Source organism: Pseudomonas sp. RW407 (assembly GCF_003176655.1).
Taxonomy (GTDB): Bacteria; Pseudomonadota; Gammaproteobacteria; order Pseudomonadales; family Pseudomonadaceae; genus Pseudomonas; species Pseudomonas delhiensis.
In genome coordinates this window covers 1-22,501 of the sequence record NZ_QGSL01000009.1, presented here as the reverse complement: position 1 = coordinate 22,501, position 22,501 = coordinate 1, and the positions used below count along the sequence as shown (strand labels likewise).

The following is a 22,501-nucleotide window of genomic DNA, read 5'->3' as shown; positions in this document are numbered from 1 at the left end:
AGTGCGTAGGTTGTTGTTTTATCGGTGCTCATGCTCAGCCGCGAGGCACCGACCACAGACGATTTTCCGGAACATAGCCAAGGCAGGTTGCATCCCTGCGGAAGGGCTCTGCTGTTACGGGTATGGAGCAACGTGCGGCTCGCTCTTGCTCGGCGATCTCGCTTTGGTGGATCGATATTTTCTGGTAGGCGATTAGCGCTGCGAGGAGAGCCAGTGCAACTACCAGGATTGCTTTTTCACGGTAGGTGGACATAGGGAACCTCATGTGGAAGTAGAAAGGCGCCCGGGTGGGCGCCTTGGCTTCGATCAAGCGGCGAACTGGTCGCCTTGCTGTGTTTGTTGCTCTGCTGCTGGAGCGTTGGACGAACCATCCTGCCGGAGGTCCTGATCCACACTGTCCTTGGGCTTCGCTTCGTAGACGGTTTCGCCATCCACCTTGATCCAGTTGAGGAAGAGCAGGCGGCCTTTGAGGCTTGCGCCGGCCTGACCTTTCTTCTCGCCTTTCTCGTAGGTGAAAGCTTCAGTCCGAATGTCGCCGATTCGGAAAGCCACAAGGACCTTCTTGCCGGCATCAACAGCCTGCCTGCAGCGACGAACGAGCTTTTCAGCGTCGCTGCCGACTACGTTGCAGTCGATGTAGGAGTATTCGACGTCGTCCGAGGAGCCGCGAAGGGCTGCGACGGTGACGGCGAGGATGGGGGTACCCTTGCGAATGGGTACGTCGCGGATGCGGTTGAGGTAACCGATACCGGAGGTGTGCAGGTCGAAGAACTTGGTGTCTTGGGCTTGGTTGCTCATGGGGTTTCTCCAGTTTCAAAAGTGAAAGCGGAGAAACACTTTGCCCATGGGGGAAAGTATTCCCCGCGAGGGTCAGAGCTTGGTGGGTATGCTTGGAGCTGGGTGATGGAGCTTCCACCTGGTTGGACCAGGTTGATCGCGCTTCCGGAAGCTAGGCGATCTTGGGGGGGATCAACACCTGAGTGTCGCAGTCTTACAGATCGGGACTGCTGGGGCGGGGTTGCTGACAACGTCAGCAGCTCACGGTGCCAAGAATGGAAATGCCTGTTGTAGTTGTCAAGCCCCCAGAATGAAAAAGCCCCTCGCAAGGAGGGGCGGAGTGTCAATGTGGGCGGTGACGATGATTAAGCTTTGTCAGCTTACGTTTGAGATTGGGCCAGTCAGCCCAAGCTGCCATCGACAAGCACACCACGAGTAAGGCGGTCAGCATGATCACGCCGAAAGTCGTTTGGCTCATCTCAAGATTCCTCCTGAGTCAGGTAGATACCTGTTAACCAGATTACCACACCAACTGACAGTGCAAGGGAAGTCAGAATGCGGTGCTCTCCGAGAAAGATGCCAATCAGGCCAGCGGCTACGGCAGTAGTGCCAATCTTTCGCAGATCTTCTGCGATAGCGGACAGTCTTGCGGGGCTCATAGTTTTCCTTTGAAAAAGCCGGAAAACCGCCCGGCAGGGAGGTTTCCCAGCCGGGTGAGGGTGGATGTAGATCAGCAGGTCAGAGGCATAGGCTCGACGGGTGAGATAAGCGCGTCCAGGGAGCCCAGCTTCAGGTGAGTACCTGCGGAGCCGGAAGTTGCGACCTTGAGCTCGGCCTGCTCCTTACGCTTGCGGGAACGCTGGCGTTTGGGCTTTTCAGGCGCGCACTCACGGGTGTTCTGCTCGTACCACTCTGCGAGGTTCACCTTCTTCAAGCGAGCGATCGCAGGGATTTGGCACATGTACTCGAGCACGTCTCCCGAGGGATGCGGTGCTACGGGCTCATGGTGCTGTAGGTGCGGGCGAGGGATGGCTTTGGGCCGTGGTTGTTGTACCGCACGCAGGAATTCCCGAGTGACGGTTCCTAGAGCTTCACCGAGGCGGTAGCTGAGAGACGACGTGGACATGGTGTTTCTCCTGCAGGTTGGAAATGCGGAGAAACACTGGCCCCATCGGGGAAGTGTATTCCCCGCTGGGTTGGCGGAAGGTGCTTCTATCGACCGAGATCGATCGACCGCGCTACCAGAAGCTGAGCGGTCTTGGGATGGACCAACACCTGGCGGTGTCGCAACTCTACGGGTCCAAGTTGCATGGGCATGTCGCTGACGACGTCAGCAGAGCACAGCCTTATCTTCGAAGCGGGGAGCGATTAGTGTCAAGCGGGAAGGCGGATGGGAGGTCGGAGGCGGGGGGGAGCGAGGCGGGCTGAAAGAGAACAGTACGCCGAGGGCAACCGTATCGGTAGCCACCCTCGGCTGGGTTCGAACGCTTTGAAGTGGTTGAAGATGCCACCGTGACAGTCGAATCGTCTTCCCTGGGCATTGAAGGACGTTCCACATCACCTGGCCGGTTTTAGTGGCTATGGCCAGCGAACAGAAGGCACGCATCCGCGCACAAAAGGAGCCCTGCGTATCACCGGCGGGCCACCGGCACGGAAAAGGAACCCTATGGGTAGCCTCATACCCCTGCAAGCAAGGACATCAGGCTACCCAGAGGGAGGGGAAAAAAGGTGGGCCACAACACCAGTGCGACCCTTGGATTACGATGCTCCGAACCTCTGGAGATCCTGTGTGCCTTTGAACTCAATCACGAGTTAGACGGCTGCGCGACTAGAGAGCAGGGAGACACAGGGAGAATTCCTACCAGGCCCGCACGCGCTACCCGGAGCTTAGCGTGCTTTGGGTTTGGTGAAGAGGCGAACCTGCATCACCTGGGCGCTACTGATGACCGACAGTAGCCAGCGGGGTGGAACCAATGCTGGTGTCATTATGTTGCCACGTCGGCGCTGTTGCAAGGCGTGAAGCCACCTTCAGGGCGGCGCAAAGACTAGTTGATTGCGACCACTGCGCCCTCGGGTACCGCTGCGGGGATGGTTACGCCGGTGTTGCCGTTGGCTGGTGAAAACAGCATGCCGGAGCGCTTCACACCGACAGTCGTTCCCTGGGTGAGCCCGACGAGCGCGGCGGGCAGACCAGCAGGGGCGGTTCCAGAGAAGTAGGTATACGCTGACCCGCCGGATAGGTAAGAGGTTACGCCTGTAGGTTTTGAATACCAGCTTGGAAGGTTGAGCGTTGCGTCCGCAGGTACTCCTGCGAAGCCAGGATTGTTGCGTGCGTACTCTGCGGCTGCGGATCGATAGACCAGCATGCTACGGCTCAACATATCGACGCTAGCCGCATCTGCGGTGCCTTCATCCTGGTACTGCACCTGGCTCAAGATGCCGCCGGCGACAACCAAGACAGTCAACACAAAGCAATAGAAATACATGGCTTTCCCCTCAAGGATACTTTGGCTGGGTATGCCCTTATGGCCATTTGATGTTACAATGATAAATTATCACGGCTGTACTTGGGCTTTTCATGTCTAATACAAGATATAATCTGTTTGACCCTATTCGCCATGCCGCCGCGCTGATTGTTCTAATTAGCCATCATTATGTCTTGTACGGTTTTGATGAGCCTTTGGGTTCCAAATATTTCTCTCTAGGCTCGCTGGCTGTTTTAGTTTTCTTCTCGATCTCTGGGTATCTTGTTACGCTCAGTTTTCTTGCTGCGAATAGTGTTCAAGAGTATGCGGCTAAGCGATGTGCTCGGATTTTTCCAGCGCTAGTGTTCTGTTCTTTCTTGATGTTTTATCCTGCCCGATATATATGGGGAAGTGAGCAGGATAGCCTGTCAGTTTTTGGTCTTGGAAATTTTTTGGATTTTCTAAAAGTCTCTCTCTTTGCGCAGGCTAAAGTTGATTCGATTACATTAGGGTTCAGGTTTCCGGACTCCTTTAATGGTAGTCTTTGGTCGTTGAAGATAGAGTTTCTATGCTACATAGTGCTTGCTGTAGTGTTGCTCTTGTCGCGTAAGGTTTGGATAATTTTTTTGACATTGCTTGTTTTGGCGTTTCTGACTATATTTTTCCTAAGGGATTCCTCTCAAGAACTTTTTTGGAAGTTTGCGATTTATTGCTCGGTAATGCTTTCTTTTTATACTGGTTCATTGTTTGCTTTTGCGCGAAAAATTCTTCTGCAGAAGCATGGTGCCGTGATGGTGATCGTTACGGGCATAGCTTTAACTGTTATATTCTGGGAGTCAAGTTGTGCACTGGTGGCTATTCCGGTTGCAATATGTCTAGTTGTGCTCCCAGTGGGTATGTCGTTTAGGGATCGCCTAGTAAGAGGTCGGTTTGATATTTCATATGGATTGTATCTCTATGCGTTTCCTATTCAGCAGATTGTAATAAATAAGTCGAGCTTGGGCTTCTATAGCTCCATGGGTGTAGCGGTTGCTATTACTACCTTCATGGCGATATTCTCTTGGGTGTGCATTGAGAGACCAATACTAGAGCGAGTTCGAGCTCGTTCACGTATTTGGGATGGTCTCTCTCCAGGTTCCGTCGGCACTAAATAGGCGCAGGAATGGCCTAGATGCAAAAATGAGTTTCGAAGAAAGTGTCCCACTGAGTGTTTAGCCAAGACTGGCCTGTCATGTAACCATAGTCTTGGCTGCCTGCTGGGCAGGAGCAAGAGCCTGTTATGGGGTTTGCTTGACACCAGAGAGCAATATCAGGTGTCGTTGGCTGACCGCTAGGCCAGTACTTTCGTATGACATATTGGCCTTTAGTTGAGGAAAATGATTGCCATCTGCCGTTGTTACAGGCGAGCTTATTTCCCGAGGAAGTTGTTGCAATCAATCTGTAGTCGCCACATGCTGCACCTTCCGATGCTATCCCCCCAACAGAGATAAACTCATTTGTGCTAATACGCCCCGTTGCGGTCATATTGCCGAACGAAACTATCTGGCCACCTACAAGCGTCCCCCCCGTGGCCAGCCCCTTGTTGTTATAGATTCGCACCCAGTCGGCGTCCGACTGGTAGATACCGCCTCCCCACTTCTCGCTGTACCAGCCGGTGTCGCCCCGGGTTCTGAACCAGCCTCCCGTGTATGTCTCACCAGTCACGTTGGCAGTGGCTGCCGTGACGGTTCCGGTGGCGGTGACGTTGCGCGCGCTGACGTCGGCGCCGGTGGTGATGTTTCCCGTGGCGGTGATAGCGGCGGCGCTGTTGATGTTGTGGCCACCCATGGTCAAGTCCGTGTTCATCGTGTTGAACTCCGGGTGCCCGGGGACGGCATTGCGATACAGGTAATCGTTGGCGAGCTCGCCATCCATCAGGAAAAGTGCACTGGCGGTATGGCCCGCTCCCGGGCTGATCGCGTAGTTGCTGAGGGCGACTTGCCATCCGCCGCGGATACCTTGGATGACGCTGGGGTTGAGCGTCGAGATGAACCCACCTGGTCCCCCAAGGTTCTCCGCGATGGTGCGGATTCCGACCTCGGGGATCGTCTGGCCGCCGGTAGTCACGACGATAGCCTCCAGTTGGTTCGCGTTCGGCTTCCTGGCCAGGCCGATGAGCGTTTGGCCGAATTCGTTGGTAGCGGTGAAGCCGGCGGGCAAATAGTTGGTGTTCTGCAGCATCGCCACCGTGACTTGAACGGGCGCTGTCGCAGTGGCGCTTGCCAGGACGACCGCGAAGTTGTCCTTGAGGTACTTCGAGAAGGCTTCGGCGACCGCACGTTGTTTGTCTGCAGCGATCCGGTAGCTTTGCTGGTCCGACATCTTGATGATCCAGCCCGTTGCCAGGGTGACCATGACGGCAAGGACGATCAGGCCCATGGCTGCGTCGACACTGAGCAGGCCTGCCTGCCGGCGCTTATTGATCATTCCAGAGACTCCTCGAAGATTGCTGGGCGATGTCCTGCTCAAGCAGTTGGATCTCGCCCTGCCTGATTTTTTCGCGAATGGACGGAGCGTCGGTGCCGGTCAGTGAAAGGCATTGGAGCTTGAGGCGGCGCGCACCCTTTGCATCGGTCTGAAGTGTTTGATGGATGACGGCGATCAGTCCTTGGGAGAGGACTTGGAGGGCATTCGAGAGCAACGGCTGAGCGAGCACAGCGAGGCGCTCGATGCCCAGGGCGGCGCTTCCGGAGTGCCCAGTGCAGATGATGAAGTGCCCGTTGATCGAGGCCTGGATCACCAGCATGGCTGTTTGGGCGTCACGCACCTCACCCACCAGGATGATCTCGGCCCGCGTCCGCAGTGCGCGGATAAGCGCTTCTTCGTAGCCACCCTGCCGGCGCGATACCGGTACCTGGACGCATCGGCCTGGGCCATGTACGCCGTGCAGCAGAGGTTCCGGTGGATCCTCGACGGTGAGTGCTATGCCGCCGTGGGCCTCGAGCCTGGCTTTCACCAGGGAAGCTGCACTCGAGGTCTTGCCCGAGCCCATTTCGCCGCAGAAAAAGACAAGGCCGCGTGTTGTCTCGTCCAGGAGGCTTTCGTGCAGTTGGTCGGGAAGGCCCAGGTCGTCCAGTGGCAGAATCTTCACTGCCGACTTGTTCAGCACGAATAGCGGCTTGGCGTTCACGTCCTGCAGCTGTGTGACGCGAAGCACCACATCGTCTACCAGGAGCGAGAATTCAGGTTCCTGGGTCGAGTTGTGGTGTTCCTGGCAGCGGTCACGGAGCTGCTGAATCTCGATATCCCATTCGGCTGGTGCCTGAACGCGTCGGGGCTGCCCAGGCAGCCCCTTCACGTCCGAGAAGCCGTCGCCGAGGAGCAGGTCGACAAACTGCGCTTCGGAAATGAATCCCACACGATGCCCCTTAGTAGGTTGTCCAGGCGATGGTGTTGGAATCTGACGAGCAGCTACTGGTGGCCGCGGCGCCCAGGATCTCTCCGGCGACCGCGGTGCCACCATTGATGGCGGTGGTGGTCTGCTTGTCCTTGGCGATCTTCGTCACCAGGGTGATGCAGGCGCTCTTCGGTACGTTCGTCTCGGTGAGCGTGAAGGTCATGCCGTTGCTCACGTTGGTTACAGAGCCGTTCCACTGGTTTGTCAGCGTCGAGCCCGAAACACCCATCGAGCCAGTGCCGTCGATGGCGATCAGGGAAGGCACGAGGTTGGTGCCGGAAGTGCCGTAGCCGGTCGATCCCTTGAGCTTCTTGGTGTTGCCGATGATCGTCGTAATGTTGCTTTGCTCGACCGCTACGTCGGATCCGCTGAGCATTTTGAAGCCCAGGAAGGCCACGAAGCCCAGGACGATCGCGACCAGCATCAGCCACATGACACCGTCGATGGAAAGGAAGCCGCGCTGCTTGTTGTGGCGGGAAATTGCCATTGGTTTTACCTCGTTATGGTTGATCAGTGTTGGATTGAATCCATGAGTCCCAGGGCCACCTGGAAAATGCCCACCACGACCAGGATGATGAGCAGTCCTATGAAGACCGAGGAGAAGGAGACCAGGGCGTTGGAGATCGCCTCCACACGCTTGAGCATCTGCTCCAGCCAGCGGTTGGCGAACCGCTCCATGGATTTGGCAAACCCCTTGCGGGTGGCAAGCACTTGCAGGAAATGAATGGCCATGGCGTCCGGGAATTGATGGCCCGCCAGGCGTAGAGCGGTGCCGAAGTCCTTGCCTGAGCTGACGCCGTAGTGGATTGCGTCGATGCGTTCGCGAAGCCAGGGCGAGGAACTGCGCTTCAGGATTGTCAATGCATTGAGCTGGCTGATGCCGGCGCGGAGCATCACCGACATGTTGAGCAGGAAGATCGACCCATGCAGGACCTTGTAGATCGACCAGGGCGGAACTGACTCCAGTCGAATTCGAGCTTTCTGCAGGAACGCGCTGAGCTGCACCTTGATCACCGGACTATCGCTGCTGATCTGCAGCCCGCAGAAGTAGGGCAAGGTGGCGATCGAAAGCACGATCAGCGCCAGGGTGACGATGACAATAGCCAGGCCGTAGTGGGTGACCAGGTTGGACAATGCATAGAGGACTGCCGGTACGCCGGTCCAGGTCTCAGGGTCCTGGCGCCGCGACATCGAGGGAACCATCCAGCCGGCGATCACGTACATGAGCGCCCCCATCAGGCTCCAGGTGAGAGAGGGAAGCCCAACGACCGACTTCACCAGCCCTGCTATGCGCTGCCTGACTTCGATGATCCGCACGCAGTCGCGGAAGGCCTGGATGAGGTTGCCGGTCTCTTCTCCCGACTCAATCAGCGAGGCCTCGTCGAACGGTATGTATCTGCGGCATGCCTCGGCGACGGGCTTTCCTCCGCGAACCAGCATTGCCACATGACCGCAGACTATCGAAACAGGATGCAGCTGCTTACCGCCATCGCTGAAGGCCCCTTCAACCGTCTCAAGAGCCTCTTCAATCGGCACCCCGTCCTCGAGGACGCCCATGAGGCTCTCGTAGAACTGGATCCGCTCGTTCTTGCCGAACTGCTTGACGTAGAAGGTTTCTATCCAGCCGTGAGCGGCCTCACGTAATCCCGTCCACAGATCGAGGAGCAGATCACGCATGCGTCAGCTCCACCAGCTGGCGATCGAAGTCCAGAGGGCCGACGATGGTCTCGGCGTGCCGAGGATCGATGAGGCCGGTGGCGATCTTCTGGGTGGCGTGACTGATCTTGGTGATGCCACCCATTTCCTTCACCCAGTGCCTGCGCGCGGCGCTGGCTCCCTTCTCGACGAAGATCTTCATGAATAACAGGTCTGGCAACAGGACTTCTGCCACGACGGTCCGGTCGACGACACCCAGGTGTTTGCAATGAGCGCAACCCTCGCCATGTATGTTGACCTGGTCGACGATCTTCAGGTTTACCAGGCGCTGCCTCAGGTTGTGATCGATCCGTTCAAGGTTGTCCCGCAATGGAACTCGGCAATGCGGGCAAAGGACAGGAAGGAGCGACTGGTTGATGATTCCAGTGGTGAGAGCCGGATCGGTGACCAGGTAGCTGGGAACGCCCATGTCCATCAGGCGTTGGATCGATGCAACCGCGTTGTTAGTGTGCAGAGTCGACCACACCAGGTGGCCGGTCATGCCGCCGCTGTACGCGGCCTGCGCCGATTCCAAATCGCGCAGCTCGCCGAACATCAGAATGTCCGGATCCAGGCGGACGGTGTTCTTGATGCCATCCTTCCAGGTCTCCCCTGCGCCCAGGGGGGATTGGTTCGCCTTCAGAGGATACTCGGGGGGATCCTCCAGGGTGAGGATGTGGCGAGTACCTTGGGTTTCGTCATAGAGCAGGTTCAGGTTAACCTGCAGGCTCTTGGATTTGCCGGAGCCGGTGGGACCTGTAATGAGGTTCACGCCATAGGGGAGGCTACGGAGGCGAGCGAACTGTTCAATCTGGGATGGCAAGAAGCCCAGCTCTTCCAGCGACTTCTTGGACTCGTCGTCATAGAGCAACCGCATGATCATCAGCGGCCCCTCAACAAGGGGGCGAGTAGCGATTCGGGCACCGAACAGGCCATGTTGTCGGACGAACTGCCGGCTGACACGTCCATCCTGTGGGATTGCCGGCTGGTAATGTTCCCTGGTGACGTCGCACATGCTGTTGTAGAGCGCAGAACACAGCTCACGGCCTACCGGGCTCTTCTCTTGGGCGGCTTCCCAAAGCAGCCCGTGAATCCGGTAGAAAATCTTGGTGATTTCATGGCCAACGACAATGTGGATATCGCTCGCGCCGCGGCGGTGTGCGTCACCCAAGATCGCCAGTGCCTGCGCCTGCCTGTCGGTTTCCACCTGAGCGTTGAGGCCGGCACGTCCAGAGGTTTGATACAGCGCCTTGATGTCCGATAACGTCGACTGGACGATTTCGAACTCGATACCCTCATGCTCCAACTGGTCCATGAAGGCCATCACGTAGTGATCGGTACGGTGTTGCTGGGAGACGTGCAGTTTGCCGTCTGCTGTCAATGCCAGTACCTGGCGAAGCTCGTCCTTAATGTCGAAGCGTCCGCCCGGGGCGGTCAGAACGGAGGCAGAGATCGGAAGGGCCGCCCCCGGAGGACCAATGACTTCGATAGGGTGGTTGTCTTCTTCGATCAGGGCAGAGGTGAGGTCGGTCATCACGGTGCTCCTTAGCGTTGACCAGGAACCAGTCCTGGAAGCACCAGCGCGGCCGGCGCGGTAGGTTGCAATGCGGTGGCCTGCTGCAGCGATTGCAATGCTGGGGTGGGCACCCGGTCGGAGAAGCCCAGCGGATAGCGCTTGCCCGCGCGCTCGACGGCAACGCGATCGAGCGTGAGCTGGATGACGCGATACCCATCGGGCAGCTCCTGGCCCAGGGCGGCATCCAGCTCGAACCCCCCACTGAACAGCAGCGTGGCCTGCAGTTGCCGGCTGGAGCCTGTGATCGCTCGCACCACCGGGAGATCTGGCTCACTGCTGGCACGGCTCGGCGCCGGCGCTGCAGGTTGAGCTGGCTGCTGCATAAAAGCGCCGGGGAACCCGTTCGGCGCTTGCTGGGTGCTGCTGGACGTATCCTCGCCATTGCTCTCGCGCTCAGCCTTCGTCCGCTCAGCCTTGGCCTTGAAGAGGATGGTTTCGCTCTGCACCTTCCCCAGCTCACCCACGCTGATGCCGGAGAGCGATGCCTCGTCCGCCCAGGCGCTGGAGAGGGCCAGGCAGGTGGATGCCGCCAACCAGAATTGCTTATTTCGCATAAAGGTCTCCTGATACCGACCACATCAGGTGGCCGGCCTGGTACTCGGTCTTGATCTCGCGCAGCCGCAGCCCTTGAAGCGGGGCCCCGTTGAGGGAGTCGTAGGGAAGCACGCCGCTGACGTAGCTCAGGTCGAACAGCTTCCATTGGGGAGGCGGAGGGGGCGGCGGAGCAGGTTGGCCAGGTAGCGCCGGTTCCTGAGGCACCACGACAGGGACCTCCTTGAGCGTCGGCTCCTGGGAGAAGGCGTGCAGCCAGGACGACAGGGACGCCAGGGCGTCGATCGCCTCCACGAGCGGCTCGTCACCGGCTGCAGGCAGGGCAAGATCGAACTTCAGCGTCGCGGAGTTCCCTTCGTCGAAGAAGGCCGGCCGGTCGGAGAAGTGGCCGGCGCTGGCTGAAATGAGCTCAGCTGCGGTGCTGTTTCCACCGCGCGTGTAGGCAGCCAGGACTTGCGTGCCGTCGCATTGGGCATTCGCGAAGGTCCAGCCCTGGATGCTCAATGGCAACTGGTACATCACCCGACTGCATCCCTCGACGAAGGCTGGGACAGAAGGTCGCTTCGCCCACGGATGCTCCAGAGCCTGCAGGGGCTGTTTCGTCCCTGTTTCCTGCTCCAGCCTGGCTTGCTCCTCGAGGCGCTTCCGTTCCGACTCCAGACGCGCCTCACGCGCGATCTGCTCCTGGTGTGCACGCCACTGTGTCCATGCCACGAAGGCAACGATGACAATCATGGCGATGACGAGCAGCTGAGCCAGTTCAGCTTTCGAAAGTCCGAACACCAGCGGCCGCAGGCGATATTCGCGCTTGAGCTTGGATGGCTGAAGCAGCTCCTCGATGTCCAGGGGCTCGCCGCCCATCTCGAACTCAGGGGGCAGATATTCGTGCTCGAAACTGATCCCGCGGCTGCGGTTCTGGGCGACACGCCGACGGATTTCCGCGGCGGTGCCAATAAGGTCGCAGCCCGGGATGATCCCGCCATCATGCACAGCTACGACCGCGTAGCGATCCTCATCGGTTTCAACCTGCCAGGCAGCAATCCAGGAGTTGCCCAGCTGGCCAGCGAGGGTCGCCGCCAGGCTGTACATACCCTTGGTCACGCCCTCGGTGCGCGATACGAAACCGGCCTGGATGATGCGAGGGGTACGCCGGATGGCGACGATATCCAGGTCGTTGTCTTCCCCGAACTTGCGGGCTTCTTTCATGTAGCCGGTAAGGCTGCCAAGAGGGTGCCAGCGCAGGCCGGTCACGAAGGCACGGCCACAGTGCTGAATGATCTGGACTCGCGAACTCGCTGGCTTAGGGGCTTCAGAACTCATGCATTGCCCCTTCAGAAGGTCCAGCAGGCACGCTGCTTGGCGCTGCACGGCACCTGGGTGCCATGGCCATCGTCATTTGCTGCCAGATTGGCCGCAGCCTGCAGGATGTTGGGGACGACCTGGATGCTCCCGTTGAGGTTGTCGGGCAGAACGATCGGAGTGACCAGGACGACCAGCGCGCTGTGCGTCGACGTGCGGCTGCTACCGCCTCCCAGGCCGAAGAAGCTCGGGCTGCCTACGCCGGATTTGGAGGTGTTTTCGCTGTTCTCGTCGAAGCCGGTCAGCACCAGGGTCTCGCCGCTGCGAAGTCGAACCTTGGGCGCTGCGTTCTTGGTGTCGTAGTCTGCGTTCTGGACCTTCGAGCCGTTGCTCTCGAACTCCTGGAAGGTGGGCTTGCTGCTCATGCTGAGCGTGATCATCAGCAGCATGTTTTCGCGATCCAAGAGCTTGGGCAGCAACATCATGTTGAAGCCACTGGTGATCGTCGCGGGCGTCAAGGAGGTGCTGGAGCCCACCGATGCCGTGGTCGTGGTCGAGCTGGCGGCGACATAGCTCTTCACGTTGCCGATCTGGATGGGAGCGGGCTGCAGGTTGAGCGTTGTTACCGAGGGTGATCTCACCTCTGTGACGCGGCCTTGCTCGGACAGCGCCTGCAGGATTGCTTTGGTGCCGGCCCAGGGCGAGCTGGAAGTGTCGAGGATGCTGCCGGTGGCGGAAATAGCATCGCTGCTGATGCCAGAGACGGTGTTGGACAGCGAGAAGCCCCACTTCCCTGAGACCGACTTGTAGACGGCGTCCCAGTTCACGGCGTTCTGGTCCGTATCGGTGAAGTTCACCTCGGCCACCTTCACGTTGAACAGTACCTGGCGGGTGATGGTCCGGTTCGTATCGCGGAGGTAGGTTGCGACTCTGTTCAGAACCTCGGGTCTGTCGCTGACAGTCAACGTGCCAGTCGAGCGCGAGAGGAACATCCGCCCTTCAGGCTGGACGCTGAGCATGGCCTGGACGTTTTTCTCGATGTCGGCCAGCAGGGAGGTCTTGATGGTGACAGTGGTGCTCTGGTTGCTGCCGGACTCACCCGAGGCGCCCGAGCTCGAAGACGTGCCGCTGTCGCCAGTGCCGGAGCCTGTCGATGTCACAAGCCCTGACTTCACGGTGCTTTCGATGACCTGGTCATCGCCAAAGGCCCAGACGTCGAACGTGCGGGTGTCGAAGTAGGTGATGCGAACGCCCTGCAGGTCGGAGTCGTAGTTCCAGGACAGGCCCAGGCGAGAAGTCGCCTGGTTGAGCAGTCCAGATACTGGCCCAGCGTATTTGATGCCCGCGATAAGGCCGGCGCCGGCCAGGTTGAGGTCGAAACTACGCGCGCCGTTGGGCGCCGAGCCGATCACGTTGGCCGGCATCAGGCCGGCCAGGCTGTCCGGTCCTGCGGAGTTGATCGTCACCGGCGTGCTGTTGTTGTTCCCCGACTGCTTGGAGGACGTGAGGATGCCAGGGTTGAGTGCATCAGGCGCCACCACTACCGGTAGGCCGGTCTGCTGTGTGATGTACTGGGCGACGTCGGTGATCGACACGGCTGCTGCCGGCCGGTAGGCGATGTCCTGGTCCTTGCCGAAGGGCAGGCCGCGCTTGGTCACCAGCGGCTGCGTCGATACCCACGGCTTGTTGCTGAAGACTACTGTCTCGCGGGCTTGTTCGGGCTGCAGGTTCTGCAGGTATTTGGTGTACTGCCCGGCCGACTTGCCTTCGAGCTCAGCGCGGGCAACCGAATCGTTCACGCGCTGCAGCGAGCAGCTGCTCATGAAAAGGGCCAGCGGCAGAATGGCCCAGCGTACCCAGAGGCGTTCGCTCATTTCTTCTTCCTCTCGTCGACGTGCAACACACGCTGAGAGTCGCTGCCATCAACCACGAAGGAGCGCCGAGCGGTGTCGTAAAGCGGGAACAGCTGCTTGATCGCGTCTTCGAAGGAGCCTTCGAAGCGCAGCGGGGCCTGGATCGGGTAATCCAGGTCGTCCTGGCTCCAGATCAGCGTCCAGTTGGCTTTCTTGGCCCAGGCCTCGACGCTCTGGCGCAGGGTTGATCCAGTCTCGGCCGCCCATACCTGGGGCAGCGGCCGTGGGATCGGCGCGGGGAACGTGAGTGGCGCAGGTTGAGCAGCAGCTGCTGCTGACTGCCCTGGCTTCACGCCCGCTGCGGCCGGGGGGGCGCTGGCAGGCTTGGAGGCAGCGCTCGAGGACGAGGCTGCAGCGATAGGGCCATCCTTGGCGGGTGCCTCTGGGGGGAACACTGCGGGTTTCGCTGCGACCGCCGGCGCGGCAGCAGCTGAAGTGGTCATGGCGGGGCTAGAGGGCACCGCAGCTACAACGACAGAGCCGGTGGCAGAGCCCGGCGCCGGAGTGGCCATCTCGGTACTGGCAGGCTGCTGGGCGTACATCGTATGCGCCGGCCGCGGAGGTTCTGGCAACTGGTAGCCCGGGCGAAGAACGAAGCACACCTGGCGGTTCACCTCGTCGACCTTGACCTGCCAGGCCGGGCCGGCCAGCACCTGCAGGGTGTTGCGCAGGGTCATAGGCCCTAGCTTGTACTGGGCAGCTGGCAGCGGGCGGGTGTAGAGGATGTTGACGTGCCCGGAGCTGGCGGGGCACAGCGCGTAGCCGGAGCGTTCGACGACGTACTGCATTGCATCCCGAACACTGGGGTTCATGTTCGAAGGAATGGTGACGTCGATGATCTGGGCCATCAGGTCGCGCTGACCGGCATCCGGCTGCGTTGTGACCAGGGTGTAGCGCCCATACCGGACGACGGGCTCCTTCTCTGGCACCACCCCACTGGGGTAAAGGTCGGGCGACAGCATTTCCGGATTGCGGCTGCTATCGAATGCGGGCTTAGGCGTCTCGACCGGCTGGCTGGTGCAGCCGGTGAGAAGCGCGAGCAACGAGAGAGTGGTCAACTGCCTGGTCATGTACCGAAAGGCCCCTTTGATGATGGGGCTCACGTTCGCAGGCGCAGTGCCAGTACGCAGTAGGAAATAGATAACGCGGCGTAGAGGTATTTATTCCGGGCCTATGCGGCGATAGTGGCCGCCAGCAACGACTTCGCCAGTGCCTCCTGATCAGCTTCGGGTTCGATGAGCTCCATGCTGACCTGGCGTTTGGCTAGCAGCATCTGCCACAGCTGCTGGTCGATGGTGTTTTCCACAAGTGGGATCTTCACGATGACCATGCGCAACTGGCCGTTGCGGTAGGCTCGGTCCTCGGCCTGATCCTGCTGGCCGGGTGTCCAGGGCAAGCCGAGGAAGACCACGTAGTTCGCCGCGGTGAGGTTGTTGCCAGTGCCGGCGGCCGACGTGGTGCAGATGAACACCCGGCAGTCGGGGTCTTCCTGAAATTTGTCGATGGCCTTCTGGCGTTTCTTCAGGGTGTCCGATCCGATGAGGGTGACGTTGCCAATGCCGGCCTGGTCGCACAGCCCTTTGAGCATGGCCACCGTCGGTTTGAACTCGCAGAACAGGATCACTTTGTCGGCAGGGTCTAGCTCACTGACCAGGTCCATGGCTACCCGCACCTTGACCTGTTCGAGGTATCGCCGCAGGGCTCCGAGGCGAGCGAAGATTGGTCTGTCCTCGAGGCGCAGCGTGTCGTACTTGCGCCGCTCATCTGCATCCAGCTCGATGGGCAGCAGCTGACGCTGTTTGCCTTTCAAGTTGGGCAGAACGTCCTTGCGCCGGCGTAGCATCCAGTCACCGAGCTCGGCGCGCAGGTTCTGACGGAACTCAGGGTTGCCGGCGAAACGCTCGCAGAAGTCCTTCAGCGACAACTGGCCAACAGGATGTCCGGAGAGGCGGAGGAGCGTGTGTAGCTCGGTCTCGCGGTTGAGTACAGGCGTGCCGGTGAGCAGGTAACGGTTGGGGACCTTCGCGGCAATGTCGAATCCATGGCGAGTCCACTCCGCTGTGGGCTCCTTCAGCCTGTGCGCCTCGTCGATGATCATGACGCTATAGCGCTCGGCCTGGACCACGAAGTCGCCCAGTCGCTCGTAGTTGATGACCATCCACTCTGCCGTCGGGTCATCATGCTGCAGCGCAACCCGAGCTTCAGGGTAAACCGCGTGGATCTCGCGCTCCCAGTTAATTAGCAGAGATGACAGCGTGATCACCAGGATCGGCAAGCCTGCAGCGCGGATGTGGGCTGCAATCACAGCCTGGCGCGTCTTGCCCAATCCCATATCGTCGGCCAGCAGTGCGCTGGTCCGCTGAAGAAGGTGAGCGATCCCCACAGGTTGGTGGTCCAGGAGTGCATAGCCGCGCAAGGCCTCCGTGATCGCGCTTTGGGTGTACTCGGTCCGTTCGATCGGCGAGACGGCCGCCAGGTAGATATCGGTGGAGACGTCTTCGTCTCCAGCCGAGGCTGTAGATTCCTGGTGAGGACCGCCGAGGTTGATCCCGGGCATGTCCTTCGCCGGCGCAACAGAGCCGTCGCTCAGCAGCTCCTGGACGACATCGAGGATTTCGAACTGGTCCTCATCAAGACCGAGCTCCAGGATCACATTACTGCGCACCAGCTCCGCAGAGGCATCGATGCGCCACGAGCTGGAGTGACCAAGGAAGACCCCTCTCATGCGCCGCGCGACCGCGACGACGCCTGGGTGGTATTCGCCCGATAGCAGCACGCCTCCGTCGGCCAGCGGGGCGATACGAAGCATCAGCCCCCAGGTAAAGGCATCCCGGGTGGGAGAGGCTTGGGCTTGCTCCAGCTTCTGCTGGAAGCGCTGCCAGGTTTCGCTGTAGCGGTCCTCAGCAAGCTCCTGCAGGCGGTGGAAGAGCAGGTCCAGCTCGTGGAAGAGCTTGCTCTTGGGCAGCCTCCAATACCGGTGATACGGATGGTCACCGCGGCGGATGAAGAATCCGCCGCGAGCCAGCAACAGCTTATTGGCGCCTTCTATGAAAGGGAGCTGCAGGCCGAAGTCGTAGCCATCGAACACGACCTTGCCGAGCAGTTCGGGGGAGCGGTTCAACATGCGGGGGCGAGCCATGCGTTACATCCCCCGCGGTTTGGACATGTCTGGCTTTCCTCTGATCGAGGGATAAGAGACGTTGCAACCCGAGGTCTTGTAAGCCGTACACCCCCAGAAGTCGAACTTGCCGGGCTTCTGGCGGCGCGCGAGCGGTGCCCCACACTTTCCGCATTTGTACTCGCTGCCAGCAAGTGCGGATGTCGGGTAATTGCCAGATTGTTGGGTAGGCGCAGATGGTTGGTTACGGAGCTTCACGAGTTCAGCTTCTAGGTGCTGATAGAAGCGCGTGACCACAGCGCTGAACGTCTCCAGGCCCTGGGCGATTCTGTCTAGGTCCTTCTCCATGCGACTGGTGAACTCTAGCTGCAGGAAGGTGAAGTTGCCTTCCAACTGGGCGATGGTCTTCTCTCCCAGCGGACCTGGAACCAGCTTGCGCTTCTCCTCGACAACCAGGCCTTTGCCGGTGATGTTCTTGACGATCGCGGCGAAGGTACCTGGGCGGCCAATACCCAGTCGCTCCAACTCCTTGACCAAGCTGGCCTTGGTGAAGCGGGGTGGTGCCTTCGTCTTCTGGCTGAGCACTTCGCCCTTGTGAACAGAGAGGATCAGCCTGGGCTCCAGTTTCGGGACTGGATTCTTCGGCGGCTCTGTCTTGTCCTCTTCAGCGTCGTCGCCCTTGAGCAGTTTCTTCCAGCCGAGATAGGAAATGCTGCTACCGGTTGCTGCGAAGCGCAGTGGCCTATGATCCGGCCCCTTAGCCAGGAGCTTGACGGTACGCACGTCGTAGATTGCGTCAGCAAGCTGGCTCGCCAGTGCGCGTATTCGGATGAGCTTGTAGAGCGATTGTTCATCGGGCGTCTCGCCCGCTATCTCGTCAGCCCAAGTGGTTGGCGCGATGGCGGGGTGGCCTGCCTGGGCCGCATCGCCTGCTTGGAAGGCGCGCCGCTCCTCGACCGCATCCAGCCCCATCTGTCGAGCAACCGTTTTCAGATGCACCATCGCATCGTCATCCAGATTGGGGTTGTCAGTCCGGTGATACGAGATCACGCCCTGCTCGTACAGCTTTTGGGCAATCATCATGGTCTTGTCCGGGTCCCACCCCAAGGCCACGCTGGCCGCCTGCTGCAGCGTCGATGAGATGAAGGGCGCTGGTGGCCCGCGGCGCTTTTTGCTGTCGGTGCAGGACTCGACGATCACCGCGCGCGTCCCGGCGACCTGGTTGGCCAGCGTGCCGTCCTGAACGTAAGGATGGTCCTCGGTTGCAAAGTCAGGAACGGTCACCCACTCCGCCTTCCACTTCTGCTCGGTCGCCTCATCCAGAAAGGTCAAATCCACGCCGAAGTGGTGAACGACCTTGAAGTTGCGAATCTCGCGCTCGCGCAGGAGCACGATATAGACGGCCACCGACTGGACACGGCCTGCAGACGTGGGCTCACCGAGAATGCGTCGGAGCTCCTGCGTTACGAGGTAGCCCACCAGACGGTCCAGAACGCGCCGGCATTCCTGGGACGCTACCAGGGGAAGATCGATCTTGCGCGGGTTCGACAGGGCCTCTCGTACTGCCGACAGGGTGATCTGGTTGAAGGTAATGCGCTGGTAATCGCGAATGCCCAGCGCCTGTTGGATGTGCCAGGCGATGGACTCACCTTCCCGATCCGGGTCGGTTGCGAGGTAAATCTCAGTGGCCCTCTTCAACGCATCGTGCATGCTTTTGATGCTGCGCTGGCTCCTGGGCAGCACCTCGTACACTGGGCGGAGGTTCTTGAGCACACCCGTAGTGATCATGGTGCTGTCCTGGCCTTTCTCCGGGAGGTCGCGGATGTGGCCGCCGCTGGCCACAATCATCCAGTGCTCGTCAGGGCGCAGCTTCTTCATCATGGGGCCGAGCTTCTTCAGCTTGCCCGGTGCTTCGATGATCATGAGTTTCATGTTGTGCCCCTATCCGTTGAGCCAGTCCAAGCCGCACTGTTGCTGCCGGCCTGGACTGGTTCAACGCGAAATGGGCATTAGGGGCAGGGAGAATTCGACGGGAGTATCGATGTGGGCTAGAGGTCAAGCGTCAGCTGCTGGGCCTGCCGGTACCCTTTCAGCCAACTGGCCAACATGGCGGGGTGCTTGTAGGGGCAGGCATGCACGGGAAGCCCTTTCTGCGCGGCTTCTGCACCAGCGGCTGCAACGGTCAGGTGTGGATTGTTGAAGTGCCTCCTGTCGACCTTTTGCTCTGGTGAGGCTTGATCTGACACCGTGGACCTCCCGTGATTGAGGTTGATGCTGCGGGGGCGGATTGCCGGCTGAAATCGCTGTTGATCATCACGATGCTCGGCGTATTCAGGGTAGAAAACACTCGGAAATGCGCACTCCAAGGGTACTAATTTCCCACCCTGCGAGCCTGGCAAACATGAGGCCTGGGCAGGCGCTGCTCGCAGCGCCCCCTTGCGGCCCGGGTTGTTTCGGGCCGCGCCGCCGAACTTGTAGGAACTTGTAGCCTGTGTCGGCGGCTAGACCCAGATGGTGTGTTGCCAGTGGCAACACTGAGCTCGCCGCCGGCACCGATTCCTTGAGCCTGGTCTGGTGTTGCCAGTGGCAACACCTGGCTGGTCGTCGGCGTCGACACCCAGACGCTGGCCAAGGGGGCGTGTCGAGACGTCGAGGCCGTAGGTGATGGCGGTTGCCACTGAATGTGGCTGACGCGTTCATGTGAGGCAGCGCACCGCGGATCCGAGATCCTCGCCGTGGTGAGACTCACGATTGGGCGCGATTTACCGCGGCCCCGCCTGGGTGGGGATTTGGCGCAGTTGGTTCAGAAACTCGACGTTCGAGAGCTTGCCGTCTACACGGTCCTGCAGGATGGGGAGGAGCAATGCCTGCTGCTCTTTGCTCAGCCTTCGATAGAGCTCCACGAGTTCCAGTTCGGATGGTGTGATGGGCTTGTTCAGCATATGGGTCATGGCAATCGCTGCAGAAGGTCGGACTGAAGACACGGATGGCGCAGCAAAGTTCTTGCCACCCGCGGCTTCACGAAGTGCGCGCTTCAGTTCCGTCCAGGTGTCGTGGGAATTGTGCTGGCAAGCGCGAACAGTTCCTCCATCGAAATCTTACCGTCATCAAACAGCTCGATGAGAGGAACTAGCGCCTGCTGTTGGTGATCGCTGAGCTTACGGAAGCGCTCCAGGAGTTGCTGTTCGAAGGGTGAGAGAGATTCGTGCATTGATGGCTCCGAAAAGTGGATGGCAGCTCTTGCGAGCAATGGTCTAAAGAGGTTGGTGGCTTCACGAGGTGACTTCCTTGTCCCCGAAAACCTCGCGAAGGGGCGCGCTTAATTAAGGGGGATCACAGAGGGATGTCGTCGTCGAATCCGTCGTAGTCGTGCATGTCCTGGGGGCTTTGCTGCGGTGCCGGCTGCTGACGTTCCGTTCGGGGTGACTGTTGTTGCTGGCCGTTCCCGGAGGTCTGAAGCGATACCTGAGCCAGGCGATGCGGAAGGACGGCAACCCGGCTCGCTTCGACTTTCAGCGCCTGGACGTCTTCGCCGCTCTGCTTGTCCTTCCAGCTGTCCATGATCGCCCGCCCCTGGACCAGGACACGCATTCCTTTCTGGAACAGGGAGGCGAAGCGCTCGGCATCCTGGTGCCACCATTCAACATTGCACCAGAACCCGCCGCGGTCCTTGTAGCCACCTTGGCCATCCGGGATGGAGTTGTCGAACATGATGTTCAGTCGCAGCAGGTGCCGCGGGGCGTTGTTGCCGTTGGTGAAACTCTTGTACTCGGGGAGGGAGCCGATGTTGCCTTCCCAAACTACGGGTGTGCTCATGGTGGATCTCCGGTCAGTTGTGTTGCGATGGATTCGTGATCTGCTGCAGCCGAACCAGGTACGTGGCCTCGGCCTGGCCCATCTTCTCCGCGCACTCGGTGGCCTGTTTGCCGATGGAGTGGATGAGGCTCATCTGCATGTTGAGGATGATTCGCTGCTGCTCGAGGGCGAGCAGGTCCTGCAGCAGGTTCGATGGAGTCTTGGGTTGTTGCAGCATCTCCGCCCAGATACCCACCCCCATCCTCCGCGACTGAATGTGTTGCCACCGAAGGAAGGTGGTGCCGGCCTGAGTGTTCTGCTCGATCAGCCGGACAGGCAGGAGGCTGAAGGGGTGATACCTGACCTGGGCCAGCACTTCCTGGGCAAGCGCCTTCAGACCGACCTCCAGCGCCTGGCATTGCTGGGCTAACTGGTCCATCTCCCCCTTACCTTTAAAGGGCCTTAAAAGGCCTTTTAGTGAGGCACTCTGTTGCAGGCCCTGATAGGCAGTCTGTTGCAGGGGACGGATGAGAGTCTGTTGCAGCTCATGTCCCGGGCGATTGTGCGGCAGCATGATGCTCAGTCCTCGCCGACATCTTCGTGTTCGTGGTCGTCGGACTGTTCCTCGCGTACTTGCGGTTGCCCGCGGGTGATGGGGGGAGCGAAGGGGGAGCGCCTGGAGCCTTCCAGAATGTCCTGGGGCATGTCGCCATAGCGCTCGTACATCTGACGGGCCTGTTCCGCTTTGGCGTTATTTGCCGCGAAGTCATCGCGTGAGGCACCGGAATAGCGATAGAGCTGGGCCAGGCCAAAGAGGCTACGCAGAACCCGAGCACCCTCGTCGATCCACAACTCCATGTCGCGGCGGCCGATCATGCCGACATGCTGGGCCAGGAGAATGCGACGAACGATCTCGTCGTAGGAGGTCAGCAGGAAAACCGCCTTGAAGCCCAGCGGATTGGAGATGAAGAGCGGGACACTGATCGGTTGGACCGACAGGTTGTTGCCGATGCTGATCATGGCCGGCAATTGCGCCATGACTTCATCTAGGCGTTTGTCGATGACTTTCAGCGCTTCCTGGGACTCGTTGATCTTGTCCTCCAGGCGGATCATCCACCAGTCCGAATAGGGGTCGTCCTGAGACGCTCCCCGGGATATCTGGTTGATCTTGGCGCAGAAGCCAGCCAGGCCAAGAATGCCGGCTTTACCGTCGCTCGGCGGCCGGCCCATCCAGATCCGTGCCGCATGGTGAGTGTGGAGCGTGAGATCGACGGAACTGCGAAGAGAGCCAATATTGAGCTGATAGTTGTCAGCCATGGGCACGGTTTCCTTATAAGGGTTGAGGAGCGTGCCCATGCTCCTAATCAGCGGGATCTGCCGCAGCAGGAAATGCTCAGCCCGCCGGTCGTGATTTTGATGTCGTACCTATATCCACATTCCTCTCAGGAAAGCAGCGATGTCATCCGAGGAAGGCCCGAGCAGCGCCAGGACGCCGATTCCCCCAAGAATAATCAGCCAGGTCTTCCAACTCCGCCAACTCATAAGGCGGGGCCAGATGACCGACAGAGCGAGTAGTACCAGGCAGACGAGGGTAGGTAAATTTGGAATGTGCATGCATAGCTCCGCAGTATGTTTGGAGTATTCATTGCACCGGTCTTTGAAGGGGCTGCGTGGCTTTTTCCAACCACTATATGGTCGAAAAAAACTGTCGGTCGGTGGGGTTGATACTGCGGCTCGGTTCCCACCAGTGTGATGCGGGCCGCATCACCCAGCTCGACGTCGGCGCCGAGGACCTGGTCCTGGTCGAGTGATTCCAGTGGAATCACTCAGCTCGCTGCCGGTGCCGATGCCCAGGTTCTGGTCGAGTGGTTCGGG

General features: G+C 59.7%; 23 protein-coding genes. 1 reads left to right on the top strand and 22 read right to left on the bottom strand.

Annotated features, from left to right (window positions below):
• Positions 1 to 34 precede the first annotated feature (34 nt).
• The 5 genes from DK254_RS33660 to pilM all read right to left on the bottom strand — a co-directional run bounded on the left by DK254_RS33660 (position 35) and on the right by pilM (position 3,263).
• Positions 35 to 253 (bottom strand): hypothetical protein, encoded by a 219-nt coding sequence (locus DK254_RS33660; protein WP_146219540.1) that lies wholly within the window; start codon positions 251 to 253, stop codon positions 35 to 37.
• A 53-nt stretch (positions 254 to 306) separates the two neighbouring features.
• Entirely contained in the window at positions 307 to 798 is a 492-nt protein-coding gene (locus tag DK254_RS00695) for an STY4534 family ICE replication protein (protein WP_109931616.1), read from the bottom strand.
• A 322-nt stretch (positions 799 to 1,120) separates the two neighbouring features.
• Entirely contained in the window at positions 1,121 to 1,255 is a 135-nt protein-coding gene (locus tag DK254_RS34660; RefSeq protein WP_003109366.1) for a hypothetical protein, read from the bottom strand.
• A gap of 252 nt (positions 1,256 to 1,507) precedes the next feature.
• Entirely contained in the window at positions 1,508 to 1,903 is a 396-nt protein-coding gene (locus tag DK254_RS34255; protein WP_177412001.1) for a hypothetical protein, read from the bottom strand.
• 919 nt (positions 1,904 to 2,822) lie between these two features.
• On the bottom strand, positions 2,823 to 3,263 hold the full coding sequence (gene pilM / locus DK254_RS00680; RefSeq protein WP_109931612.1) for a type IV pilus biogenesis protein PilM: 441 nt from the start codon (positions 3,261 to 3,263) through the stop codon (positions 2,823 to 2,825).
• A gap of 92 nt (positions 3,264 to 3,355) precedes the next feature.
• Here pilM and DK254_RS00675 point away from each other — a divergent pair, with 92 nt between their 5' ends.
• Positions 3,356 to 4,396, top strand: coding sequence for an acyltransferase (locus DK254_RS00675; protein WP_109931610.1), 1,041 nt, complete (start codon positions 3,356 to 3,358; stop codon positions 4,394 to 4,396).
• A gap of 13 nt (positions 4,397 to 4,409) precedes the next feature.
• Here DK254_RS00675 and pilV read toward each other — a convergent pair whose 3' ends face one another.
• From pilV to DK254_RS00595, 17 genes are all read right to left on the bottom strand, one after another.
• A complete protein-coding gene (pilV, locus tag DK254_RS00670; RefSeq protein WP_109931608.1) occupies positions 4,410 to 5,708 on the bottom strand; it encodes a shufflon system plasmid conjugative transfer pilus tip adhesin PilV in 1,299 nt (432 codons plus the stop codon).
• Positions 5,698 to 6,639, bottom strand: coding sequence for an ATPase, T2SS/T4P/T4SS family (locus DK254_RS00665; RefSeq protein WP_109931606.1), 942 nt, complete (start codon positions 6,637 to 6,639; stop codon positions 5,698 to 5,700). Before DK254_RS00665 ends, pilV begins: the two co-directional genes overlap by 11 nt.
• A gap of 10 nt (positions 6,640 to 6,649) precedes the next feature.
• Positions 6,650 to 7,165 carry a type 4 pilus major pilin gene (locus DK254_RS00660; protein WP_109931604.1) on the bottom strand — a complete coding sequence of 172 codons (516 nt, stop codon included), beginning with the start codon at positions 7,163 to 7,165 and terminating at the stop codon, positions 6,650 to 6,652.
• A 23-nt stretch (positions 7,166 to 7,188) separates the two neighbouring features.
• Positions 7,189 to 8,355 (bottom strand): type II secretion system F family protein, encoded by a 1,167-nt coding sequence (locus tag DK254_RS00655; protein WP_109931602.1) that lies wholly within the window; start codon positions 8,353 to 8,355, stop codon positions 7,189 to 7,191.
• On the bottom strand, positions 8,348 to 9,907 hold the full coding sequence (locus DK254_RS00650; protein ID WP_109931600.1) for a GspE/PulE family protein: 1,560 nt from the start codon (positions 9,905 to 9,907) through the stop codon (positions 8,348 to 8,350). Before DK254_RS00650 ends, DK254_RS00655 begins: the two co-directional genes overlap by 8 nt.
• Positions 9,908 to 9,918: 11 nt before the next feature.
• Positions 9,919 to 10,503 carry a type IV pilus biogenesis protein PilP gene (pilP, locus tag DK254_RS00645; RefSeq protein ID WP_109931598.1) on the bottom strand — a complete coding sequence of 195 codons (585 nt, stop codon included), beginning with the start codon at positions 10,501 to 10,503 and terminating at the stop codon, positions 9,919 to 9,921.
• Positions 10,493 to 11,821 carry a type 4b pilus protein PilO2 gene (pilO2, locus tag DK254_RS00640; protein ID WP_109931596.1) on the bottom strand — a complete coding sequence of 443 codons (1,329 nt, stop codon included), beginning with the start codon at positions 11,819 to 11,821 and terminating at the stop codon, positions 10,493 to 10,495. Before pilO2 ends, pilP begins: the two co-directional genes overlap by 11 nt.
• Before the next feature lie 11 nt (positions 11,822 to 11,832).
• Positions 11,833 to 13,674, bottom strand: a complete 1,842-nt coding sequence (locus tag DK254_RS00635; protein ID WP_109931594.1) for a PilN family type IVB pilus formation outer membrane protein — start codon at positions 13,672 to 13,674, stop codon at positions 11,833 to 11,835.
• Positions 13,671 to 14,783 (bottom strand): TcpQ domain-containing protein, encoded by a 1,113-nt coding sequence (locus DK254_RS00630; protein WP_109931592.1) that lies wholly within the window; start codon positions 14,781 to 14,783, stop codon positions 13,671 to 13,673. The genes DK254_RS00635 and DK254_RS00630 overlap by 4 nt, the downstream gene beginning before the upstream one ends.
• Positions 14,784 to 14,884: 101 nt before the next feature.
• On the bottom strand, positions 14,885 to 16,852 hold the full coding sequence (locus DK254_RS00625) for a DEAD/DEAH box helicase (RefSeq protein WP_109931590.1): 1,968 nt from the start codon (positions 16,850 to 16,852) through the stop codon (positions 14,885 to 14,887).
• Between the two features lie 3 nt (positions 16,853 to 16,855).
• The gene (locus DK254_RS00620) at positions 16,856 to 18,763 is read right to left on the bottom strand and encodes a DNA topoisomerase (RefSeq protein WP_109931588.1); all 1,908 of its coding nucleotides are present in this window, start codon (positions 18,761 to 18,763) and stop codon (positions 16,856 to 16,858) included.
• A gap of 116 nt (positions 18,764 to 18,879) precedes the next feature.
• The gene (locus DK254_RS00615; protein ID WP_109931586.1) at positions 18,880 to 19,077 is read right to left on the bottom strand and encodes a CrpP family ICE-associated protein; all 198 of its coding nucleotides are present in this window, start codon (positions 19,075 to 19,077) and stop codon (positions 18,880 to 18,882) included.
• Positions 19,078 to 19,593: 516 nt separating this feature from the next.
• Positions 19,594 to 19,782: a hypothetical protein gene (locus tag DK254_RS00610; RefSeq protein ID WP_109931584.1), complete on the bottom strand. Its 189-nt coding sequence runs from the start codon at positions 19,780 to 19,782 to the stop codon at positions 19,594 to 19,596.
• An 83-nt stretch (positions 19,783 to 19,865) separates the two neighbouring features.
• Positions 19,866 to 20,042 carry a hypothetical protein gene (locus DK254_RS34055; RefSeq protein ID WP_158546387.1) on the bottom strand — a complete coding sequence of 59 codons (177 nt, stop codon included), beginning with the start codon at positions 20,040 to 20,042 and terminating at the stop codon, positions 19,866 to 19,868.
• A gap of 122 nt (positions 20,043 to 20,164) precedes the next feature.
• A complete protein-coding gene (locus tag DK254_RS00605) occupies positions 20,165 to 20,647 on the bottom strand; it encodes a single-stranded DNA-binding protein (RefSeq protein WP_109931582.1) in 483 nt (160 codons plus the stop codon).
• Positions 20,648 to 20,660: 13 nt separating this feature from the next.
• On the bottom strand, positions 20,661 to 21,200 hold the full coding sequence (locus DK254_RS00600; protein ID WP_109931580.1) for a DUF3158 family protein: 540 nt from the start codon (positions 21,198 to 21,200) through the stop codon (positions 20,661 to 20,663).
• A 5-nt stretch (positions 21,201 to 21,205) separates the two neighbouring features.
• Entirely contained in the window at positions 21,206 to 21,943 is a 738-nt protein-coding gene (locus tag DK254_RS00595; RefSeq protein ID WP_109931578.1) for a PFL_4669 family integrating conjugative element protein, read from the bottom strand.
• Between the last annotated feature and the right edge of the window lie 558 nt (positions 21,944 to 22,501).